Source organism: Gloeocapsopsis crepidinum LEGE 06123 (genome assembly GCF_015207655.1).
Classification (GTDB): Bacteria; Cyanobacteriota; Cyanobacteriia; order Cyanobacteriales; family Chroococcidiopsidaceae; genus Gloeocapsopsis; species Gloeocapsopsis crepidinum.
In genome coordinates this window covers 15,431-36,158 of sequence record NZ_JADEWN010000067.1, presented here as the reverse complement: position 1 = coordinate 36,158, position 20,728 = coordinate 15,431, and the positions used below count along the sequence as shown (strand labels likewise).

15 protein-coding genes are annotated in these 20,728 nt (G+C 42.7%); 6 read left to right on the top strand and 9 right to left on the bottom strand.

Annotated elements, in window-relative coordinates; translation table 11 throughout:
• The first annotated feature begins 221 nt into the window (after positions 1 to 221).
• Entirely contained in the window at positions 222 to 1,169 is a 948-nt protein-coding gene (locus tag IQ230_RS21390) for an AEC family transporter (protein WP_193934267.1), read from the top strand.
• 175 nt (positions 1,170 to 1,344) lie between these two features.
• Here IQ230_RS21390 and opcA read toward each other — a convergent pair whose 3' ends face one another.
• The 5 genes from opcA to cysC form a co-directional block, all read right to left on the bottom strand.
• A complete protein-coding gene (gene opcA, locus IQ230_RS21385; RefSeq protein WP_193934266.1) occupies positions 1,345 to 2,709 on the bottom strand; it encodes a glucose-6-phosphate dehydrogenase assembly protein OpcA in 1,365 nt (454 codons plus the stop codon).
• Between the two features lie 203 nt (positions 2,710 to 2,912).
• Positions 2,913 to 4,442: a glucose-6-phosphate dehydrogenase gene (gene zwf, locus IQ230_RS21380; protein WP_193934265.1), complete on the bottom strand. Its 1,530-nt coding sequence runs from the start codon at positions 4,440 to 4,442 to the stop codon at positions 2,913 to 2,915.
• 96 nt (positions 4,443 to 4,538) lie between these two features.
• Positions 4,539 to 5,702 carry a transaldolase gene (tal, locus tag IQ230_RS21375; protein WP_193934264.1) on the bottom strand — a complete coding sequence of 388 codons (1,164 nt, stop codon included), beginning with the start codon at positions 5,700 to 5,702 and terminating at the stop codon, positions 4,539 to 4,541.
• 58 nt (positions 5,703 to 5,760) lie between these two features.
• Positions 5,761 to 6,840: a class 1 fructose-bisphosphatase gene (fbp, locus tag IQ230_RS21370; protein WP_193934263.1), complete on the bottom strand. Its 1,080-nt coding sequence runs from the start codon at positions 6,838 to 6,840 to the stop codon at positions 5,761 to 5,763.
• 533 nt (positions 6,841 to 7,373) lie between these two features.
• Entirely contained in the window at positions 7,374 to 7,931 is a 558-nt protein-coding gene (gene cysC, locus IQ230_RS21365; protein WP_193934262.1) for an adenylyl-sulfate kinase, read from the bottom strand.
• A gap of 644 nt (positions 7,932 to 8,575) precedes the next feature.
• Here cysC and IQ230_RS21360 point away from each other — a divergent pair.
• Complete coding sequence (locus IQ230_RS21360; protein ID WP_193934261.1) at positions 8,576 to 8,968, top strand: hypothetical protein; 393 nt, start codon at positions 8,576 to 8,578, stop codon at positions 8,966 to 8,968.
• A 3-nt stretch (positions 8,969 to 8,971) separates the two neighbouring features.
• Here IQ230_RS21360 and IQ230_RS21355 read toward each other — a convergent pair whose 3' ends face one another.
• On the bottom strand, positions 8,972 to 10,222 hold the full coding sequence (locus IQ230_RS21355) for a glycosyltransferase family protein (protein ID WP_193934260.1): 1,251 nt from the start codon (positions 10,220 to 10,222) through the stop codon (positions 8,972 to 8,974).
• A gap of 261 nt (positions 10,223 to 10,483) precedes the next feature.
• Here IQ230_RS21355 and IQ230_RS21350 point away from each other — a divergent pair, with 261 nt between their 5' ends.
• From IQ230_RS21350 to IQ230_RS21335, 4 genes are all read left to right on the top strand, one after another.
• Positions 10,484 to 14,461 (top strand): magnesium chelatase subunit H, encoded by a 3,978-nt coding sequence (locus IQ230_RS21350; RefSeq protein ID WP_193934259.1) that lies wholly within the window; start codon positions 10,484 to 10,486, stop codon positions 14,459 to 14,461.
• A gap of 69 nt (positions 14,462 to 14,530) precedes the next feature.
• A complete protein-coding gene (locus IQ230_RS21345) occupies positions 14,531 to 15,106 on the top strand; it encodes a Uma2 family endonuclease (RefSeq protein WP_193934258.1) in 576 nt (191 codons plus the stop codon).
• Positions 15,107 to 15,109: 3 nt separating this feature from the next.
• The gene (locus IQ230_RS21340) at positions 15,110 to 15,688 is read left to right on the top strand and encodes a hypothetical protein (RefSeq protein ID WP_193934257.1); all 579 of its coding nucleotides are present in this window, start codon (positions 15,110 to 15,112) and stop codon (positions 15,686 to 15,688) included.
• Between the two features lie 233 nt (positions 15,689 to 15,921).
• Complete coding sequence (locus tag IQ230_RS21335) at positions 15,922 to 16,710, top strand: class I SAM-dependent methyltransferase (protein ID WP_193934256.1); 789 nt, start codon at positions 15,922 to 15,924, stop codon at positions 16,708 to 16,710.
• Positions 16,711 to 16,964: 254 nt separating this feature from the next.
• Here IQ230_RS21335 and IQ230_RS21330 read toward each other — a convergent pair whose 3' ends face one another.
• The 3 genes from IQ230_RS21330 to patD all read right to left on the bottom strand — a co-directional run bounded on the left by IQ230_RS21330 (position 16,965) and on the right by patD (position 20,505).
• Positions 16,965 to 18,011: a fatty acid desaturase gene (locus tag IQ230_RS21330; RefSeq protein WP_193934255.1), complete on the bottom strand. Its 1,047-nt coding sequence runs from the start codon at positions 18,009 to 18,011 to the stop codon at positions 16,965 to 16,967.
• Positions 18,012 to 18,225: 214 nt separating this feature from the next.
• Complete coding sequence (locus IQ230_RS21325) at positions 18,226 to 19,860, bottom strand: dipeptide ABC transporter ATP-binding protein (RefSeq protein WP_193934254.1); 1,635 nt, start codon at positions 19,858 to 19,860, stop codon at positions 18,226 to 18,228.
• 279 nt (positions 19,861 to 20,139) lie between these two features.
• A complete protein-coding gene (patD, locus tag IQ230_RS21320; protein WP_193934253.1) occupies positions 20,140 to 20,505 on the bottom strand; it encodes a heterocyst frequency control protein PatD in 366 nt (121 codons plus the stop codon).
• Positions 20,506 to 20,728 lie beyond the last annotated feature (223 nt).

Here is a 20,728-nt window from a genome sequence, read left to right as displayed (position 1 = left end):
CTGATTGAGGTGTCACCTTGTGTGTATGCCTTAACTATTTTTTCTCGCAAGTCGAGCGAGTACGGTTTCATTAGACTTCATTTGTGTACTCCTCTTACTGTACCTCATAAACTTGCAATAGGCTGTATGTTGCGATCTTTCCCTAGCTTTGGACTTTGTCCCGCTAAGTGCTAGACGCTTCGCTACACTTCGTGAACACTAACACTCTTCGCTCCTCAAGAATGACAGAAACCTTATTTGATGCGTACTTACCACTCATTTTGTGGACAAGTGTAGGATTGTTATGCTTTCGCTTTCTGCCCCACACGCTACCACGCTTATTAGGACGCAGCCTTTATTGGGTAGGCATACCAATAGAAATTTTGGCACTGGCGCGACAGACAGATTTTTCGCAATCTGTAGGGCTTCCTCCAATCATTACTTTTGCTGCATTGCTTTTGGGGTTGGGTGTTGCAGTGCTATGTTTACAAATATTAAAAAAACTTGCTTTTCTACCGATCGCCGCAGTTTTAAATACACCAGCAATTCAAGGAAGTTTTATTTTAGCTGCAGTATTAGGTAATACAGGGTTTGTGGGACTGGCGATCGCGCCAGCATTTATTGACCACAGTTACTTAAATTGGATTGTCTTCTACAGCCTGACGCACAATTTAATTGGAACTTATGGCTTCGGTGTTTTTATTGCGAGTTACTTTGCCCATGAAACTCATCAGAATCATTGGTGGGTACAGTTACGAGATGTTTTAACAGTGCCAACTCTGTGGACTTTCTTACTAGGCTACCTGACACGCGATGTCGAACTGCCTTCTTTAGTAGAATCAGGACTACAAGCCTCGATTGGAATTGTGATTCCTTGTGCTTTTCTATTAACAGGAATGCGACTTACTCAACTACGTGGGTGGAAAAGTTTAAAACTTGCGGTGATTCCTGCGCTGTTAAAAGTAGTTGTTATCCCTGGGTTGGTTGGTATTCTGACGACATTATTTTTAGGATTATCAGGCGATCGCCGTTTGGCAGTGGTACTGATGTCTGGAATGCCTTCCGCTTTTGCTGGACTCATTTTTGCGGAGGAATACAATTTAGAACGGGAATTAGTCGCTAGTTGTATTGTTGTGTCTACCGTTTTACTGCTGTTAGTACTGCCTTTGTGGTTATTTCTATTTCAATAATTAAGGTTAAGAGAGATTAGAGGCTAGGGGTCGAAGGTCAGGGAATGCGCGTATTAACTCCTTACTTTGCAGCTTTGCTTGTCTTATGACCGATAGAAAGATCTTGTATTTCCTACGACCCTAAATCAAAAGTCTACGCTATTCTTCCCATAACCTCTGATCTCTGACCCCTTCTTTAGTCTTGCGATGTGAGTTGCAGAATTTGTGCTGTCACGGCAAGACTTTCTTCATAAAGTGCCTCATGCCCTATCCGTTGCAATTGCTGACTGAGTAAAATTTCAGCTTTTTGATCGGCAAGTGAGGATACCTGCTGAAAACGACAAGCTTGGGCACCGCCGCCAACTTCCATACGCATACATCCGCCAGTTTCTGAACAAACAACAGTACAGCAATCAGCTTTAGTGTTTGTGGAGTTCAAGCGTAGTGCAATTAAATCTCCAGGAATCTCACCACTATCAGCCGTGGGAATTGCTGCTAACTCAGCTTCGACTTGGCGTTGATCTTCAGCAGTAAAGTGAATCCGCTTGATTTCGTAGTCTCCTGTTTCCTGCTCAAATTCGCAAGGATGCCAATGTAGACGACTTGCCAACCAGCCTAAAAACATGAGTGCTTGTGTGGGGTTGCCTTTTTCGTAATCAATTGTCACGCGGTCTACTTCACTTAATGCCGCACGCCGCTGAGGTGGATCAAAAGCTTCAGCAGTTAATTCTTGCCAAGCCGATAAGCGCCGCCAGTTCAGATCGGCAATGGGGATACCAGCATCAATCAGTTCTTTGACGCGCAGAAGACCGAATTCAGGGGCATTGAATCCACTAGAGTCAATAATAATCGAATTACAGACGGATGCGAGTCGCTTGAACAAGGGATTGTGATGATCTGGTGTCGTTTTCCACCACAGAAACTTGGGCAAGTCACCGATGAGGAGGGCTGCAATCATACCTGCTACCCGCTCTAATCCAGCTGTAGTACCTGTAAATGTGATGTATTCACAACAAATCAAAGTTGTTGAAGATTGTTTTTGAATTGGGCAGTACGCTGAGACTTGTGCCGTTACGCCGTCATCGTCACCGACGACTGGACAAAGTGTAATAATACGACAGGGATTGCGTAGAGCGATCGCATCGGCAATTTTTGGATTTCTACTGCTATCCCAATAAAGTGCGTCGCTATCCCCATTGCTCGATCCTTGCTGCTGTGCAACAGCTTCGCGCAGCTTCTCACGAGTTTCGGTGGTTGCAGTTCCACTTATGGGCAAGTCATATTTTTTCTGAAAGTCACGGAGTGCGGCTTCGGTTTGTGGACCTGGAATGCCATCAATCGGACCGCGATAGATATTTAAATTTGCTAGCAGGAGTTGCGTTTCTTCGGGTTCGTAAACAATTAAACTAAATGTCGCTGCACGAGTTGCTGCTGGACTTCCCTCACCATTTCCAGCAGTACCATAACTTTGCCAAATTTTATTTAGTTCTGCCTCTATTTCACCGAGAGAAACGTCCTTTGGCTCCTGAAGTGAAAAAAGTGGAGGAGATTGAATTGCCATAGTTTGTTTTGAAGTTTTACTGTGATTAGCTATCAGCCATTAGCTTTAAGGTAGTTCAATTCTTTTTGAGTTTTTGTATACCAGAGTAGCAGAGGTCAGAGGAAGAACTAGTTGCTAGTTACTAGTTATTAAGCACTCTTGATACTAGCCACTAACCACTAACCACTCGCTCCTCACTCCTACTCCCTTTTGAGATGACACTGCTAGAGTCTGCGCCAGTGACGTCCATCGCGGTTAATCAAAGCTTCAGCTTCAGCAGGTTCCCAAGTACCCGCTTCATACAAAGGAATACTCGTGGGATCAGATGGTGCGTCCCATGCTGCAAGGGCTGGAGTTACAACTTGCCAAGCTACTTCTACTTCATCGGCGCGTGTAAACAAAGTTTGGTCGCCCATCATGCAGTCTAAGAGGAGGCGATCGTAAGCATCAGAAGCAGCAAAGCCAAAAGTTGAACCGTAACTAAAGTCCATATCGACCGAACGAGTCCGTAAATCTGGTCCTGGCATTTTCACTTCAAAGCGCAGTGAAATACCTTCATTGGGCTGAATTCGCATTGCCAGAATGTTTGTGTTCATCTGTTGCGAAGCGGATTGAAAGATCAGATTTGGGACTTCGCGAAAGTGAATTGAAATTTCTGACACTTTCTTAGGCAAGCGCTTTCCAGTACGTAGATAGAAGGGTACGCCATTCCAGCGCCAGTTATCAATCATGAACTTCATTGCCACGTAAGTATTTGTGGTTGAGTTAGGATCAATGCCTGGTTCCTCGCGGTATCCTGGAACTTTTTTTCCTTTCATCCAGCCAGCACTATACTGTCCGCGTACGGCGCACAGTTCTAGATTCTGAAGATCAGCTAAGCGTGTAGCTTGGAGAACTTTGACTTTCTCAGTCCGAAAACTTTCTGCATCGAGCGAATTTGGTGGTTCCATCGCCGTGAAGCAAAATAGTTGCATCAAGTGATTTTGCAACATATCGCGCAATGCTCCAGCCGTTTCGTAGTAGCCGGCACGATCTTCAACGCCTACAGTTTCAGCAACCGTAATTTGGACGTGATCGACAAACTGGCGATTCCACAGCGGCTCAAAAATGGCATTGGCAAAGCGAAATACCAACAAGTTTTGTACCGTTTCTTTACCCAAGTAGTGATCGATGCGGTACACCTGTTCTTCGCGACAGACTTTTTGAACTATTTTGTTAAGCGATCGCGCCGAAGCTAAATCCCGACCAAAAGGCTTCTCAATCACCAAACGATGTTTTACAGGATCGCTGAGCATTCCTGCATCGCCAAGTTGCTGAATTGCTTCAGGAAAGAATTTTGGTGCAACTGAAAGATAAAAGACACGATTGCCTTGCGTACCGCGCTTACCATCGAGTTCGCTTAATAACTCTTTGAGCTTTTGATAGCTTTCGGGTTTATCGATATCACCTGAGCAATAGAATAAACCTTGAGAAAATTCTTGCCAAAGTTCTTCACGACCAAGACCATCAGAGAATTGCTCGATGCCTTCGCGCATTTGTTCGCGGAAATAGTCGTGACTCCAATCTCGACGGGCAACACCGACAATTGTTGTTTCGGGGGGAATGCGTCGTTCGCGTCGGAGTTTGTAAAGTGCTGGAACCAACTTGCGCTGGGTAAGATCCCCTGATGCTCCAAAAATTACCAGAATTTGAGGTTCTGGCATTTTTTCTTGTTGCAGCCCTACGCGCAGAGGGTTTTCTAGCAGCGTGACCATAGTGTTTCTGAATTTGTGAATTAATTTAACAAGTTAGCAATTAGCAACTAGCAGTTTACATTGCCCACCAATCACTAATTGCTCACAGCTAACTGCTTAAACAGGGGATAAATATTTGACTTTCTCTTCCAAAGATTGCATCAACGATTCAAAAGGTTTAACGAACTTGTCAATTCCTTCAACTAGTAGTTCGTCCATTACCTCATTAATGTCGATATTAATTTCTGGATTTTTGAGGCTTTCAATCAGTTTGTAGGCTTCTTCAAGGTCAGTTTCGATGCGATTGTCAACATTGCAGTGGTCAGCACAAGCTTCAATCGTGTTAGGTGGTAAAGTGTTAACAGTATCAGGACCAATCAACTCATCGACGTACATAACATCGCTGTATTTGGGATCTTTGGTACTAGTACTTGCCCACAGTAAACGCTGAATTTTACCGCCTTTTTCTGCAAGTGCTTGCCAGCGATCGCTACTAAAAATCTCTTTGTATTTCTGATAGGCAATTTTAGCGTTGGCGATCGCCACTTTACCTTTGACTGCTTCGAGTTTTGCTTGAAGACTGATATCGTCAATACCTTGAGCAAGTTTATCATCAATGCGCTGATCGATATTGCTATCAATGCGGCTGAGGAAAAAGCTAGCTACTGAGGCGATATTGCTGATGTCTTTACCTTCAGATACGCGCTTTTCTAAACCACGAATATATGCCCAAGCTGTTTCGACATAACTTTCTACTGAAAATAGTAGCGTGACATTAACATTGATTCCTTCAGCGATAACTTGCTCAACAGCAGGTAAACCTGCTTTTGTTCCAGGAATCTTGATCATCACATTTTCCCGACCAATTTCCTGGTAGTAGCGCTTAGCTTCTTTGATTGTCGCTTCCGTGTCGTCAGCGATCGTTGGTGGTACTTCGATGCTTACATAGCCATCTAGACCATTAGATGCTTCGTACACAGGGCGCAAGATATCACAAGCATGACGGATATCATCAAAGATCAATGACTCATAAATTTGATATGTTGGTAACTCAGCTTTGATGCCTGCTTCAATATCTGCATCGTAAATTGCATTACCCTTAATTGCTTTTTCAAAAATCGCTGGGTTAGAGGTAATTCCGCAAATTCCACCGTTTTCAATCAACTGTTTGAGTTCGCCCGATTGAATCATGTCACGAGTCAAGTTATCCATCCAGATACTTTGACCGTATTCTTTGATTTCAATTAAATGATTAGCTGGTTTTGTTGCTTGATCTGTCATTGCTACTCTCTCCTTATTTTTAACTTCAAAACTACAATTTCTTACTCGCCCCTCACCCCTATTGTGGTACGCGAGAACGAGCCATGATTGTTTTTTCGTTTTGTTCTTTAGCTTGTTGCTGAATGAATGATTCTACTAATGCAACGTTTTCCTTACTTCCAATGATCAAAGGTGTGCGTTGATGAAGTTGTTCGGGTACTACATCTAAAATTTCCTGGGTTCCCGTACTTGCTCTCCCACCTGCTTGTTCGATGAGAAAAGCTAAAGGTGCAGACTCGTACAGTAAGCGAATTTTACCTTCTGGTTTTTTCGTGGTTCCTGGGTAGAGAAATACACCACCTTGCACTAAAACGCGGTGAATATCACTGACCATTGCTCCACTGTAGCGTGCTGTATAACCTTCAGTACGGTGCACGTAGCGAATGTATTCTCGAAATGATTCTTCCCATTGCCAAAAGTTGCCTTCATTAACGCTGTAAACAGCTCCTTGCTGAGGCATCTTAATATTTTCTTCTGTTAAGATGAACTCTCCTAAACTGGGATCAAGCGAAAACGAGTGAACTCCTTTGCCAATTGAGTACACTAGCATCGTGCTAGGACCATACAGAATATATCCAGCAGCGATTTGTTTGCGACCACTTTGTAATAAGTCGCTTGCTGAGTTATCGCTGTCGTCTCCTTCTTGCTGTCTAATTGCGAAAATGGAGCCTAGGCTTAAATTAATATCTGTATTTGAGGAGCCGTCAATTGGGTCGTAAAGCAGCGTGTAACGACCAATCGGGCAGTTTTCTGGAATGTAATAAGGTTTTTCCATCTCCTCGGAAGCTAAGCGACAAACAAGACCACTTTGCTTAAATACCGAGATAAAAACGTCGTTAGCATAGACGTCCATCTTTTTAACGGATTCACCTTGAACATTAACGTCTCCAGTGAAGCCCAAAACACCTTCCATTAAACCCGCACGACTCAGACGCCGCGCAATTAGCTTACCAGCTAAAGCGATCCGATTCATTAAAGCGCTGAGGTCTTGGGCATCTGGCGAGAAGCTTTGTAATTGCTGCAATACGTGCCGTGACAAAGTTGTACAATCGCGATCCAGGGCGTACTCATAGTCTAGTGGTTGTTGCGCTTCAGCCATGTTTCTTCTCCCTAGGTTTGTGGATCGCTAGTCATATTTGCGATCGCCAAGTTTGCGCCTAGTATAAACGCGTGTTACTAATAAGCGATCTAGCTTCGGTCATGTTATGCGATCGCATAACAGCGTTGCGCTTTGCACAATCGCTTTTAATTCCTATATTAGAAAGGGATTTCAATTGTGAAATCTGACTTTGGGTTAACTACCTTACTTAAGGTTACACTTCTTATGATGTTTGTCTCTGACTCAAACCAGCACCATTTTTGTGTGTAGTGCCTTAACACTGGCGCGAAATGCAACACTTAGTTGATTAACCATAGCTCTCATTTCACTGTTCGTCATCGATTACCCGCGACCAATTTTACTCTCTTACTATTATAGAATCGCTACATTTAAGCTTAAATTCAGCTTGGTGTTATTTAAGAAGGTTCAAGTTAGAAAAAATTGATATTGTTTTGTACTTCTTACAAAAGACAGAAAGGGTAAAGCAATGCTCTACCCTTCATTTTGAAGCGTTTGTTTTCTGTGCTAGAAAATCAAATTACATATTCGAGTTGAGGTTTTTCTGCGATATATTCTTGGCGCTGTAATTGCGATATCACTTTGGCGACACTTTCTTCAACTGTTTCTTCTGCGGTATAGCAAACAATATCTGGGTTCAAAGGTTCTTCGTAAGGGTCGTCGATTCCTGTAAAGGCTCTAATTTCTCCTGCTCTTGCCATTGCATATAATCCTTTAACATCGCGCGCCTCACAGACCTCTAACGGGGCGTTGACATACACTTCAACAAAATCGCTGTTTGCATGACGCAACTCATCTCTGGTTGCACGGTAAGGACTCACGATAGCAGCTATAACAATCACACCATTACGACTCAAGAGATTGGCAACAAAACCAATCCGTCGAATATTGGTATCTCGGTCTTCTCTGCTAAAGCCTAAGCCTTTGGAAAGGTTGGTTCTAATAGCATCACCATCAAATAACTCTACTACACAGCCGCGCTCTTTGAGTTCGCGTTCTATGCCTTTGGCTAGTGTGGTTTTACCGGAACCACTTAATCCAGTTAGCCACAAAACGAAACCTTGATTTTTCATTGTTTATTACCGACTAGCTAAATGTATTAATTCTGAATGTCTTCTGGTAAGCTATTCGATTTGAATTTAGAATCGCGATACGAAAAAAATTCTTATACATTATATGAGTCCACTATTGTAAGACTTTTTTATTTGGAGAATATTGTCTGCGATTGCTTTTATCTTTACTATCTAATACGAGTTTTTCATCATAGTACATAACTTCAATAGTTGATATTTTTTTTAAAATTTAGATTGTTTCAATAAATTGTCAATCAATTACGAGTTATATAACTTTAATTCTTTTAGCTGCTTTAAAAATCGATTTTACCTCAATTCAGTAGAAAAAAAGTAAGTTTTAGCTATGAATAAGTAAGCTTAATTTTCAGAAAAAGTATGTATTCTAAGTGACAGAATTCTTAACAACACGAGCTAAGTGCTGATTTTTACACAACGGGTTTGTAGATGGCGATGCTGCGAGCAGTGATTTTGGAAAGCTCTGCTTTATCATTAAAGTTCTGGAAAGGATATATCAAGCTAGTTAACTCAGTTAAATGTGAAATAACCTTCTCGATTATGCCAAGTCAGATAAGATGCCTACCCCGCATCTAAGGTTTAATGTAGTTAAACTGCTTACTTCCTTGTGACTCTTCACAATTTGAACCATGCTGAGTGATATTTTTCCATTTAAATTCGATTTCAATGCTACGACGATTGCGGGAGCGAGTTTGTGGTCTTTGGCTCTATATTTAGGATTTTCACCTATCAGTGATTGGGTAATCAATCAACTCAATCGCTGGTTTAACTTTGCTGAGCGATCGCTTTACAGCAGCGAAACTGAATTTGAAAAAACCCGCGTGGCTAGAGAATCGCAAAACGCTTTCTACGCTTCTCTTTTTAGTATTGTGCCGTTTCTGATTGTTGGCAGCTTATGTAATTATGGTGTGGAAATTAGTTTAGGCAAAAGCTGGGCGATCAGCATGGGAATTCTCGCGTGTATGGGGTGCGGAGTGTATGAGTTAGGGCGTCGCGATGGGCAGTCTTCTAAGAGAGACTAGTGGCTAGTAATTCAACTCTTTGCTTACGATAGTTGCTAATTTTTGGGCTGCACCAGATTCTCCGCGAATCGTGCGGAGTTGTTCGCGCATTGCTGCGAGTTTTTCAGGATGGTTCAAGTAATCTAAGGCGAGTTCCGCAACGACGTGTGGTTGCAAATTTCCGACAAGTTCAGGAACAACTTCAGACTTTGCCCAAATATTAGGCCATGCGAGTAAGCCCAGGCGTTTCAGTACTAGCCAGTTAATTGCTTTTGCCATACCAGATCCGACAATGGGTAAATTTGCCAAAATTCCAGGAATTCCATCCCAGGAGCGCATTGCATCGAGTTGATGCGTGGGAAGTAATACAATCATTGGTACAGCTAACGCGCCTAATTCTGCAGTGTTAGCGCCAACAGTTGTCAAGCACAGACTGCACTGTGTCAGTAAATCATACGCAGGCGATCGCGTTTCTAACTCCACACGTAATCCTGTATTTGTTTTTAAAAATGGGCGTTCTTCTGTCGTCATAAGTTCAGCAGTGACATCACCTAAATCCTTGATGATAGGATTTGAGCGTGGATCGGCAAAACTAGCCAAAGTTTCCAAATCTAGAGTAGGAGCCACTGGAATCACAAACTCTGTCTCAGGTTTTTGATTGTGAATATGCTGCGCGATCGCCAACCCCAATGGTACACCTTGAGTCAATTTGGCAGGCTTTGACCCTGGCAACAACCCAATCAATTCTTTATGTTCTCTCACCCTATACCCCACACCCCACACCCCTCCTGACGCTTCTGCCATTAAATCGCCAACAACCGTAAACTTATGGGCATATTGCGTAGGAATGCGGGAAATCAGTTCAGGCTTCATCACGCCAAAGCGATCAATCCAGCGATACCACCGCGCATCCCATTCAGCATAAATTACGGTGCGGTAGCCGAGACGTTTACCAATCACAACCGGAAAAAACTGATCCCCTCCTAAAAAAATGACAACACCGTGCTTGCGCCAATCCCAATTTGCTGCAGTTTTACCTGTTAATAGAAACTGCCAAAAATATTCTGCGGCTTGTACGCGATCGACTTCTGGATAACTTTGCGCGATCGCAGCTTCTTTCCCACTGGCATTTGGACACGGCGACAAGATTACGGATATACGGACTTGAGTGCGATTGTCTCCTAATTGTTGACGTAATGCTTTCACAACAGGACGCACCCAGGTTGTGATTTCTCCTGGACCATTCGAGAGAATTAAAATATCAATTTCTGACATGATTTGCTGATAACTTTGATAATTTTTGTTAATTAAGACGCAAGCAATTACTTTATTGGTTGTCAACAAATAAGAAGAATTATTGCAACTTTTTTATCAAATTGTGTCAGATGAGTGGTAAAACTCCCGACTGGTAAGCATTTTCTGGTAAAAAACACTTTATAGCCGAAAACAAAGCACAAGGTCTGAAGGCAAATTGTCCGCGATCTTGCGCAGTTCAAGTATAGAGAACACGTATTTTCATTGAGGAGCCTTACCTGAATGTTTACACACGTCAAGTCCACCATTCGTCACATTGCTCCTGAAAATCTCCAGGGGCGTTCTTTAATCAAGGTGGTCTATGTCGTGCTTGAGTCACAGTACCAAAGTGCATTGTCGCAAGCCGTACGCAAGATTAATGCAAATAACTCTTCTGTGGCTATTGAAATTAGCGGTTACTTAGTTGAAGAACTCCGAGACGCAGAAAACTATGAGGACTTCAAACGTGAAGTTGCCGAGGCAAATATATTTATCGCTTCATTAATTTTTATCGAAGACTTGGCAGACAAAGTTGTTGCAGCAGTCGAGCCACATCGCGATCGCTTGGACGCAGCGGTTGTTTTCCCTTCAATGCCACAAGTAATGCGCCTTAACAAAATGGGCAGTTTCTCGATGGCACAGTTGGGGCAATCCAAAAGTGCGATCGCGCAATTTATGCGTAAGCGCAAAGAAAAATCTGGCTCGTCGTTCCAAGATGGAATGCTCAAGTTACTGCAAACGCTACCAAAAGTGCTGAAGTACCTACCAATGGACAAAGCACAAGATGCGCGTAACTTTATGTTGAGCTTTCAGTACTGGTTGGGTGGTTCCGCCGAAAACTTGGAAAACTTCTTACTGATGCTGGCAGATAAATACGTACCATCATTACAGCAAAAGGTGAAATTCCAAGATCCTGTGACTTATCCTGACATGGGAATCTGGCATCCGCTAGCACCACAGATGTTTGAGGATGTTAAAGAATACTTCAACTGGTACAACAGCCGCAAAGATATTTCTGCCGACCTTAAAGATCCATTAGCCCCTTGTGTTGGTTTAGTGTTGCAACGCACGCACCTTGTTACTGGTGATGATGCGCATTATGTGGCAATGGTGCAAGAAATCGAAGCAATGGGGGCACGGGTTATTTCCGTGTTTGCTGGTGGTTTAGATTTTTCTAAACCTGTTGATGCTTACTTTTACGATCAGGGGCGAGGGGACGGAGTTGCATTGGTTGATACTGTAGTATCGCTGACAGGTTTTGCGTTAGTTGGTGGTCCTGCTAGACAAGATCATCCCAAAGCAATTGAATCACTCAAACGTTTGAATCGCCCTTATATGGTGGCATTGCCGTTAGTGTTTCAAACAACGCAAGAATGGCAAGATAGCGATTTGGGATTGCATCCGATTCAAGTGGCGTTGCAAATTGCGATCCCCGAACTCGATGGTGCGATTGAACCAATTATTTTATCAGGAAGAGACGGAACAACCGGAAAAGCGATCGCCCTGCAAGACCGCATTGAGGCTGTTGCACAACGGGCTTTAAAATGGGCAAATTTGCGCCGCAAGCCAAAACTACAAAAGCGCGTGGCAATTACTGTCTTTAGCTTTCCACCGGATAAAGGTAACGTCGGAACAGCGGCTTATCTCGATGTGTTTGGCTCGATTTACGAGGTCATGCACTCCTTACAGCGCAATGGCTACGACGTGCAGAACTTGCCAGACTCTGCCGAAAAACTGATGCAAGAAGTCATTCACGATGCCCAAGCACAGTACAGCAGTCCTGAATTAAATATTGCCTATCGGATGTCGGTTCCCCAATATGAGGAACTAACACCTTATTCAGAAAGATTAGAGGAAAACTGGGGACCACCGCCAGGACATCTCAATAGTGACGGGCAGGATTTACTCATTTACGGCAAACACTTCGGAAATGTCTTTATCGGCGTACAACCAACGTTTGGTTACGAAGGCGATCCGATGCGGTTGTTGTTCTCGCGATCTGCAAGTCCGCATCATGGTTTTGCTGCTTACTACACGTATTTAGAGCGAATTTGGCAAGCTGACGCAGTGTTGCACTTTGGGACACATGGCTCGTTAGAATTTATGCCAGGTAAGCAGATTGGGATGTCTGGCGAGTGTTACCCCGATAACTTGATCGGTACGATTCCTAACGTGTACTACTACGCGGCAAATAACCCTAGCGAAGCCACGATCGCTAAACGCCGCAGCTACGCCGAAACGATCTCTTACTTAACGCCACCTGCTGAAAATGCTGGATTATATAAAGGGTTGAAAGAACTAAGTGAACTGATCGCTTCGTACCAAACTCTTAAAGACAGCGGACGCGGGATTCCGATCGTGAATACGATTATGGATAAGTGCCGCATTGTGAATTTGGATAAAGATATTGCTTTACCCGAAATTGATGCCAAAGATATGTCGGCGGAGGAACGCGATACGATTGTGGGTTCGGTGTATCGTAAGTTGATGGAGATCGAGTCGCGACTTTTACCATGTGGTTTACACGTTATTGGCAAGCCCCCAACAGCAGAAGAAGCGATCGCAACTTTAGTCAATATTGCAGCACTCGATCGCCAAGAAGAAGAAATTCTGAGTCTACCTCGGATTATTGCCAATAGCATCAATCGTGACATTGATGAAATTTATCGCAATAGCGATCGCGGTATGCTCGAAGATGTGCAATTGTTGCAAGAAATCACCCTCGCGACACGCGATGCACTCAGCGCTTTAGTAAAAGCCCAAACTGATGCAGATGGACGGGTTTCCAAGGTTTCTAAACTTAATTTCTTCAACATGGGTAAAAAAGAACCTTGGTTAGAAGCATTGCATCAATCAGGTTATCCCAAAGTTGATCCCCAAGCATTAAAGCCACTGTTTGAATATCTCGAATTTTGCTTACAGCAAGTTGTCGCCGATAACGAACTTGGTGCATTACTTAAAGCCCTAGAAGGAGAATACGTCCTTCCAGGACCTGGCGGCGATCCGATTCGTAACCCTGATGTTCTCCCGACTGGCAAAAACATCCACGCCCTCGATCCCCAATCGATCCCGACGACAGCAGCAGTACAATCTGCCAAAATTGTTGTTGATCGCCTAATTGCACGGCAAAAAGCAGATAATGGCGGTCAATATCCCGAAACAATCGCGTGTGTCCTCTGGGGGACTGACAACATCAAAACCTATGGCGAATCCCTCGCACAGATCATGTGGATGGTGGGTGTGCGTCCTGTTCCTGATGCGTTGGGAAGAGTCAACAAACTTGAACTGATTCCCTTAGAAGAATTAGGACGTCCGCGCATTGATGTCGTTGTCAACTGTTCCGGTGTTTTCCGAGACTTGTTTATTAACCAAATGAACTTATTGGATCAAGCTGTAAAAATGGCAGCTGAAGCCGATGAACCGCCATCGATGAACTTTATCCGCAAACATGCGATGCAGCAAGCTGAGGAAATGGGGATTAACCTACGTCAAGCGGCGACTCGTGTCTTCTCCAATGCTTCTGGTTCTTATTCATCTAACATCAACTTAGCAGTAGAAAACAGTACTTGGGATAGTGAAGCTGAGTTACAAGAAATGTACCTCAAGCGCAAATCATTTGCCTTCACATCCGATAACCCTGGCACAATGGAAGAATCGCGGAAAATCTTCGAGAGTTCTTTAAAAACTGCTGAAGTTACCTTTCAAAACCTTGATTCTTCCGAGATTAGCCTTACTGACGTTTCGCACTACTTCGACTCAGATCCTACAAAGGTCGTCGCAAGTTTACGCGGTGATGGCAAAACCCCAGCAGCTTACATTGCAGACACTACAACAGCTAACGCACAAGTCCGTAGTTTATCTGAAACTGTACGTCTCGACGCCCGCACCAAACTACTCAATCCTAAGTGGTACGAGGGAATGTTGAACCACGGTTATGAAGGTGTCCGCGAACTCTCAAAACGCCTTGTTAATACAATGGGTTGGAGTGCAACAGCAGGCGCTGTCGATAACTGGATTTATGAGGATACTAACGCCACATTTATTCAAGATGAAGCGATGCGTCAGCGGTTGATGAATCTTAATCCGCATTCATTCCGTAAAGTTGTCGCAACTTTACTAGAAGTTAACGGGCGCGGTTATTGGGAAACCAGTGAAAGTAATCTCGAACTACTCCGCGAGTTGTATCAAGAAGTCGAAGACCGCATCGAAGGAATCGAGTAAGTCAGTAGCATATTTATTAGGGTGGGCAATGCCCACCTTGCCAAATTACTTTTTGGGATAAAGCATCAAATGACATCCCTTACACTCAATCTCAAGCCTGCGATTGAACTAACTGATGAGCAATTTTTTCAGCTATGCCAAGCAAACCAAGATCTCCGGTTTGAACGCACCGCCACCGGAGAATTGATTATTATGCCACCTACGGGAGGAGAAACTGGAAATCGTAATGCTGGAATAATTGCACAACTTTGGTTGTGGAATAATCAAAATCAACTTGGTCTAGTATTCGATTCTTCTACTGGTTTCAAACTTCCTAATGGTGCAGATCGTTTGCCAGATGCTTCATGGTTAAAATTAGAACGCTGGAATAGTTTAACTCAAGAGCAAAAAGAGAAGTTTATTCCTCTTTGCCCTGATTTTGTCATTGAATTACTTTCTCCTAGCGATAACTTAAGAATGCTTCAGGAGAAAATGAAAGAGTATTTAGATAATGGTACTCACTTAGGTTGGCTAATTAATCGTAAAGCTCAACAAGTTGAAATTTATCGTTCAAATCAAGAAGTCGAAGTTATACAATCTCCTGCTACTTTGTTAGGAGAAAATGTTTTGACTGGATTTGTACTCGACTTAGAAAAGATCTGGTAAAAAATGATTCTCACGCACTACTATCACAGAGATGATAAGCCGTTTCAAATCTTGTCAGATCTTGCTGAAGAAGAAGCCCTAAGCGTTATATCTAATCTGTGCGATCGAACTGGTGCGGTATATGACAGGTTCAGCAACCCTAAGAAGTATTTGCAACGGAGGCAAGAAGCAGAAAGTTGGGTCAGACAAGAGTTCATCAAAAAGGGTGGTCAGCCCATTTCTCTCTATCCTCAGTACTTTGTAGTTGAGCGAGCCGTATGGATTGAAGAAGGATTCAATGGGCAAAGCAACTCAGTACAGATTCCACTGTCGGCTTTTAGTCCTGAACTAGTTAGCTTCACTTACCCAGATAGCATGATCAGTTACTGGTTAAGAAACCAAACAGATCAAGAGTTCTACCGTTCCGAGTATCATGGTCAAGTATTTGTATTGAATGAAATTTGCCAAATCGTTGATAAGTTTGGCATCCCTAACGAAGAGTGGCGAACAAACAGGGCGCGACAATGGGATCTTTTCATTGAGGCTCAAGTGTGGAGTAATATTCCAAGCTTGTATGCAACGCAGCCAAATAATTCAAAATAATGACTAAATCAGCTTTTGTCTCGCGAATAGTTCTCAAGTTTAAGCAATCTAAGAGCCAACGTGCATACAATATTTAGCATGAGTACTATAAAACTCTGGTTGATCTGCAACACCTTTTGAGAGATATCCCACAGGTTGCATGCCTAGTTCGAGTAAAATATCTAGACCTGCGGCAGTCAAACACAAAATGCGTTTTGCAGGTTGCGTAAGTTCAATAAATAAATATTTACCAAATGCATAATCAATGGGATGCCAAACTCTACGATCGCAACCACTCTTTTGTTTCAGAATTAGCAACAGATTTAATCGATTTACTCGCCCCACAAGCAGGCGATTGCGCTACGCGCAGCACCGGAGGCGATCGCATTCTCGATTTAGGCTGCGGTACGGGCTACCTAGCTAACAAAATTGCTAGTAGAGGAGCAAAAGTTGTTGGTATTGATTATGCTGAAACGATGATTGAACAAGCGCGTAGCAAATATCCACATTTGCAGTTTGAAGTATTAGATGCTAAAGATTTGCAATACAAAGAAGAATTTGATGCTGTATTTTCTAACGCTGCACTGCATTGGATTACAGAACCAGAAAAAGTGGTATTTGGAATACACCAGGCGTTAAAACCAGGTGGGCGTTTTGTTGCAGAATTTGGTGGGAAAGGTAATATAAAAGCAATTATTCAGGCAATTCATAACGCGGTTGCAAATGCTGGTTATTCTGAGAATACAATATCAAATCCTTGGTATTTTCCAAGTATTGGCGAGTATGGAAGTTTACTAGAAAAACATAATTTACAACCCATATTTGCTACTCTTTTTGATCGCCCCCCACGCTTGGAAGAGGGGGATAAAGGAATGCAAAACTGGTTAAGAATGTTTGCTAATAGTTTTTTAAATACGTTTTCTGCTGACCAACAAGTAAGTATTATTTCTGATATAGAAAATCAATTACGTCCAGTGTTGTATCAAAATGACGCTTGGTTTGCTGATTATCGCCGTATACGGATTGTTGCTGTGAAAGAGTGAAGGTTTAAAACTAATTCTGAAGAACATCTAATTGCTATCTTGAACATCGTATTTTAGCAATTCTTGAATGTGAGCTATCAAAGGAGGTAAATTATTCTGAACTGTGTGTGCTGCCAAAATGAATAGGATTTCTTCCTGTTTCATTGCAAGATGATATTGCGAGCTTGTCCTCTATTTAACTCTATCATGGTGCAAAGCTGCGAGTAAAAGAAAGGATAGCCATCTTGGCTATCCCCCAATTTAATTAAATCAAATTACCGACTGTTGCCATGATAATCTTGAAAAGATTGATAGCAATTCTTTTGCTCATAGAGATAACATTCATCAGTAATTTGCTGCATTAAAGACCAAGAAAACTGTGATTCATTGTGGAGATACTCTGCCCAATTTTCCTGCAAGCTGCTGTATGCTAAACGCAAATTATAGGAAGGAATAGCAGTAGAAATATGATGCGGAACGTGAACATTAATATCGTGGCAAAGAAACTCAATCCAACGCGGATAATTGCAGTGAACTGTACCCGATAATTGTGCTGTAGCAGCATTCCAATCACTTGCTGCACTGAAAGGAACATCAGACACTGTATGATGAACCAGCGTAAACGTACTCATCCAGAAATGGTAGACTAGCCACGGCATCAACCAAAATTTCACAAAACCCCAAATTCCAGTTGTTGCAACTAAAACCGGAAAAGCGATCGCCGCAAAAATCACAACAACGGATACTGACAGCTTAACTTGTTCGCGATTCTTCCCTGAAAATTTTGACCAATCAAAGTGCAACAATGCCCAGTGTGCGATCGATCCTACCCACCAAAAGCGACCGCGTACTAAACGATAACCCAATTGGGTAAACTTATCCGAACTTGCATAAACTTCAGGGCGAAATGGTTGCCAAGCGTTGTCTATATCGAGTTTATTTGTATGTAGATGATGATGATTGTGCAATAGCCGCCAACTATGAAAAGGATAAAGTAACGGCAACATAAATATATGCCCGACTAAATCGTTGACCCAACGGCGTTTCGCAAATGATCGATGTCCACAGTCATGCGCAATCACAAAAAAGCCGGTTAATGCTGTACCGGTAAAAATCCAAAATAGAGGTAGTGTAAACCAAGGGGCGATCGCTATACCTGCGTAACCTAAACCAACCAACAATACATTTGTTAACAACCCTAACCAAGCCTTGCGTTGATTTTGCTGAAAACATTCTTTTGGTAAAGTTTTGAGAATATCTTTGAGGCGAATATTTGTACCTTCATTGGTTGGAATCGAACGCCGTGTCGTTAATATAGTCATGAATACCTAAACAAAGTGTGCCACATCGCTGCCAAACTCCCTAGCAAAGGATTTGCTGTTAAGTTTTGTATAGAAGCGCTTTGAAATTATAACAATGTCAGGCGATCGCTAGAACACTGTAGTCCTACTCATTTGGAAAGAATTTATCGCACATTCGTTGAGAAAAAATCACTTGACAATTTACTGTTTTTGTGAGGTAGTGGCTAGTGGCTTGTTAAGTTTTTGCGAGTAAAGGGGCAGCTTGCAGTAAAGTTTGCGTGTAAGCGTGTTTTGGACGATCAAAAATTTCCTGTGTAGGACCAATTTCAACAATTTGCCCTGCATTCATCACTGCAATGCGATCGCATAAAAATCTTGCGACCCAAAGGTCGTGCGTAATAAATAGATACGTTAGATCAAACTCCCGCTTCAATTCCAGCATCAAGTCTAACACTTGCGCCTGTACGCTAGCATCTAACATACTCACAGGTTCATCGCAAATGATCAGCTTGGGATGTGTAATCAATGCACGGGCGATCGCGACTCGTTGCTGTTGTCCGCCAGAAAGATGACTTGGGTATCGTTCATAATACTCTGTAGCAGGTGTCAAACCGACGCGTTCGAGCATTTGCAAAACTTGCTTTTTTGCTGAAGTAACATCAGCTAAATGATGAATCAACAACGGATCGGCAATACTTTGTCCCACTGTCATGGCAGGATTGAGACAAGCATGAGGATCTTGAAATATCATTTGCATTTGTCGCCGATAAGAACGCAATCCTGCTTTTGGCAAGGCAGTAATATCTGTTCCTTGCAACTCTACTTTTCCCGATGTCGGACGAATCAGCTGCAAAATTGTTCGTGATAGCGTACTTTTACCGCATCCCGACTCGCCAACTAATCCTAATATTTCCCCCTGATATAGTTCTAGAGTGACTCCATCAACTGCTTTGATTGTTTGATTTTTTCCTTGAAACAGTCGTTCAATAAAATTACTTTCTAGAGAATAATGTTGTTTTAAGTTTGTTAGTCGTAAAATTGGATGGCGATCGCGATCGCCTACAACTTTATTTCCTCCAGCTTGCAGGTGCAATGCGGCTTTGAGAAGAGAACGCGTATATTCGTGCTGGGGATCGCGAAAAACAGACTGCGAAGCACCGATTTCAACGAGTTTCCCATTAAACATCACACCGATGCGATCGCAGTATTCCCCGACTAATGCCAAATCGTGCGAAATCAATAACAGTGCCATATCGCGATCGCGGCACAAGCGAGTTAATTCTTGTAATATCTGCGCTGCTACCGTAACATCTAAACTTGTCGTCGGTTCATCTGCAACAATCAATTTGGGATTCAGTAACAACGCGAGTGCTATTGCAACTCGTTGGCGCATTCCACCGCTAAATTCATGCGGATACTGACTCCAGCGACTCGCAGGTATTTTCACAGCTTCTAAGGTTGCGATCGCAGTTTCTTTTGCTTGGCGTTGTGATAAGTGCGGTTGGTGGGCTTTGAGTGTCTCGGTACAATGATCCCCAATCGTCATCAAAGGATCGAGACGTGTCATGGGATCTTGAAAAATTAAAGCGACAGCTTCACCGCGAAAATGCCTTAACTGTGTCGGAGTAAAATCAAAAACTGATTTCCCCTCAAATGCGACTTTACCCTCAATTTGAGTTGATGTTGGTAGCAACCGCATGGCTGCGCGTCCCAACGTCGATTTTCCACAGCCTGATTCTCCCACCAAACCTAGCCGTTCACCGCGATTCAGCGTCAAAGACACATCATCAACAGCCCATTGTAGTTGCTGCGTTTCGGATTGTGGATAGGCAACTTTGAGATTTTCAATACGAAATAAGGCTTCGCTCATATTGGTATTCTGCAATAAATTGTTGCTGCGCTATTAGTGATGTGTCAACGTCATAACTGTTGCCTTTTTACCAGATGACAGCAGAGTGATAACATAAATGCGATCGCTTCAAGAATTTGCTACTAAGTAAATTATTTTTGCACTTCATCTGGTACTTCTGACAAAGAAAAAATTATAGACTGGAACTGCACATGCCCGAATAGCAAATCTGTAGGTGTCATTTGATGGGCAAGTAGTAAATTCATGATGAGCAAGTGAGCAAGTGACCACCGCAATCAACTATGCACTCACCTCTAATAAAACATTGCAATAGTTGATTAAAGTTTGAATTCGGAGACAAATTTGCTCTTTTCTGGCAATAATTGTCTCAGGTTGCCGTGCTGCTTGTAAAAAGGTCATATCCATCCTTAGCAACTTCAGCTGTTTATCAATTTCAGTGTGATAGGAACGTACGCGGGATGCGACACTCGGCTCTAAATCGCTAGAATCTAGCGTGATAATTTGCTGCCCAAACAGCCGTTGTGCTTGCTGAAAAACCTCGTGCAGTTTGACAACATCTGGCTGTGCCCGATTGGCATTTGCTTGTAACTGCTTTAGAACTGCAGCAAATTCTTGATAGCTCTGATAATGAAAATTAGACAACATTCAGTAGCTTCTTACGATATTATTAATGTAAAGAATTTTGCCCCGTAGCATAAACTCTGTTTCAGAGCTAACGATAACTCATGCTTATTTATAAGTTTGAGTTGATAGCGCAATTTTCGGATTTAGTATTTTTCGCAGATACTACTTAATCTAGTCTAAGCGATGATAATTTTACCTTATAAATTTTTTGATTAATGCACGATCGCAACTTTGAATAACAGTG

What these genes read in the sequence shown, in the direction of transcription:
- IQ230_RS21335 (WP_193934256.1), top strand. Translation starts at nt 15,922, where the DNA reads ATGCATAATCAATGGGATGCCAAACTCTACGATCGCAACCACTCTTTT.
- cysC (WP_193934262.1), bottom strand. Translation starts at nt 7,931, where the DNA reads ATGAAAAATCAAGGTTTCGTTTTGTGGCTAACTGGATTAAGTGGTTCC.
- IQ230_RS21355 (WP_193934260.1), bottom strand. Translation starts at nt 10,222, where the DNA reads ATGTCAGAAATTGATATTTTAATTCTCTCGAATGGTCCAGGAGAAATC.
- IQ230_RS21330 (WP_193934255.1), bottom strand. Translation starts at nt 18,011, where the DNA reads ATGACTATATTAACGACACGGCGTTCGATTCCAACCAATGAAGGTACA.
- IQ230_RS21390 (WP_193934267.1), top strand. Translation starts at nt 222, where the DNA reads ATGACAGAAACCTTATTTGATGCGTACTTACCACTCATTTTGTGGACA.
- patD (WP_193934253.1), bottom strand. Translation starts at nt 20,505, where the DNA reads ATGTTGTCTAATTTTCATTATCAGAGCTATCAAGAATTTGCTGCAGTT.
- zwf (WP_193934265.1), bottom strand. Translation starts at nt 4,442, where the DNA reads ATGGTCACGCTGCTAGAAAACCCTCTGCGCGTAGGGCTGCAACAAGAA.
- IQ230_RS21350 (WP_193934259.1), top strand. Translation starts at nt 10,484, where the DNA reads ATGTTTACACACGTCAAGTCCACCATTCGTCACATTGCTCCTGAAAAT.
- IQ230_RS21360 (WP_193934261.1), top strand. Translation starts at nt 8,576, where the DNA reads ATGCTGAGTGATATTTTTCCATTTAAATTCGATTTCAATGCTACGACG.
- tal (WP_193934264.1), bottom strand. Translation starts at nt 5,702, where the DNA reads ATGACAGATCAAGCAACAAAACCAGCTAATCATTTAATTGAAATCAAA.
- IQ230_RS21345 (WP_193934258.1), top strand. Translation starts at nt 14,531, where the DNA reads ATGACATCCCTTACACTCAATCTCAAGCCTGCGATTGAACTAACTGAT.
- IQ230_RS21325 (WP_193934254.1), bottom strand. Translation starts at nt 19,860, where the DNA reads ATGAGCGAAGCCTTATTTCGTATTGAAAATCTCAAAGTTGCCTATCCA.
- opcA (WP_193934266.1), bottom strand. Translation starts at nt 2,709, where the DNA reads ATGGCAATTCAATCTCCTCCACTTTTTTCACTTCAGGAGCCAAAGGAC.
- IQ230_RS21340 (WP_193934257.1), top strand. Translation starts at nt 15,110, where the DNA reads ATGATTCTCACGCACTACTATCACAGAGATGATAAGCCGTTTCAAATC.
- fbp (WP_193934263.1), bottom strand. Translation starts at nt 6,840, where the DNA reads ATGGCTGAAGCGCAACAACCACTAGACTATGAGTACGCCCTGGATCGC.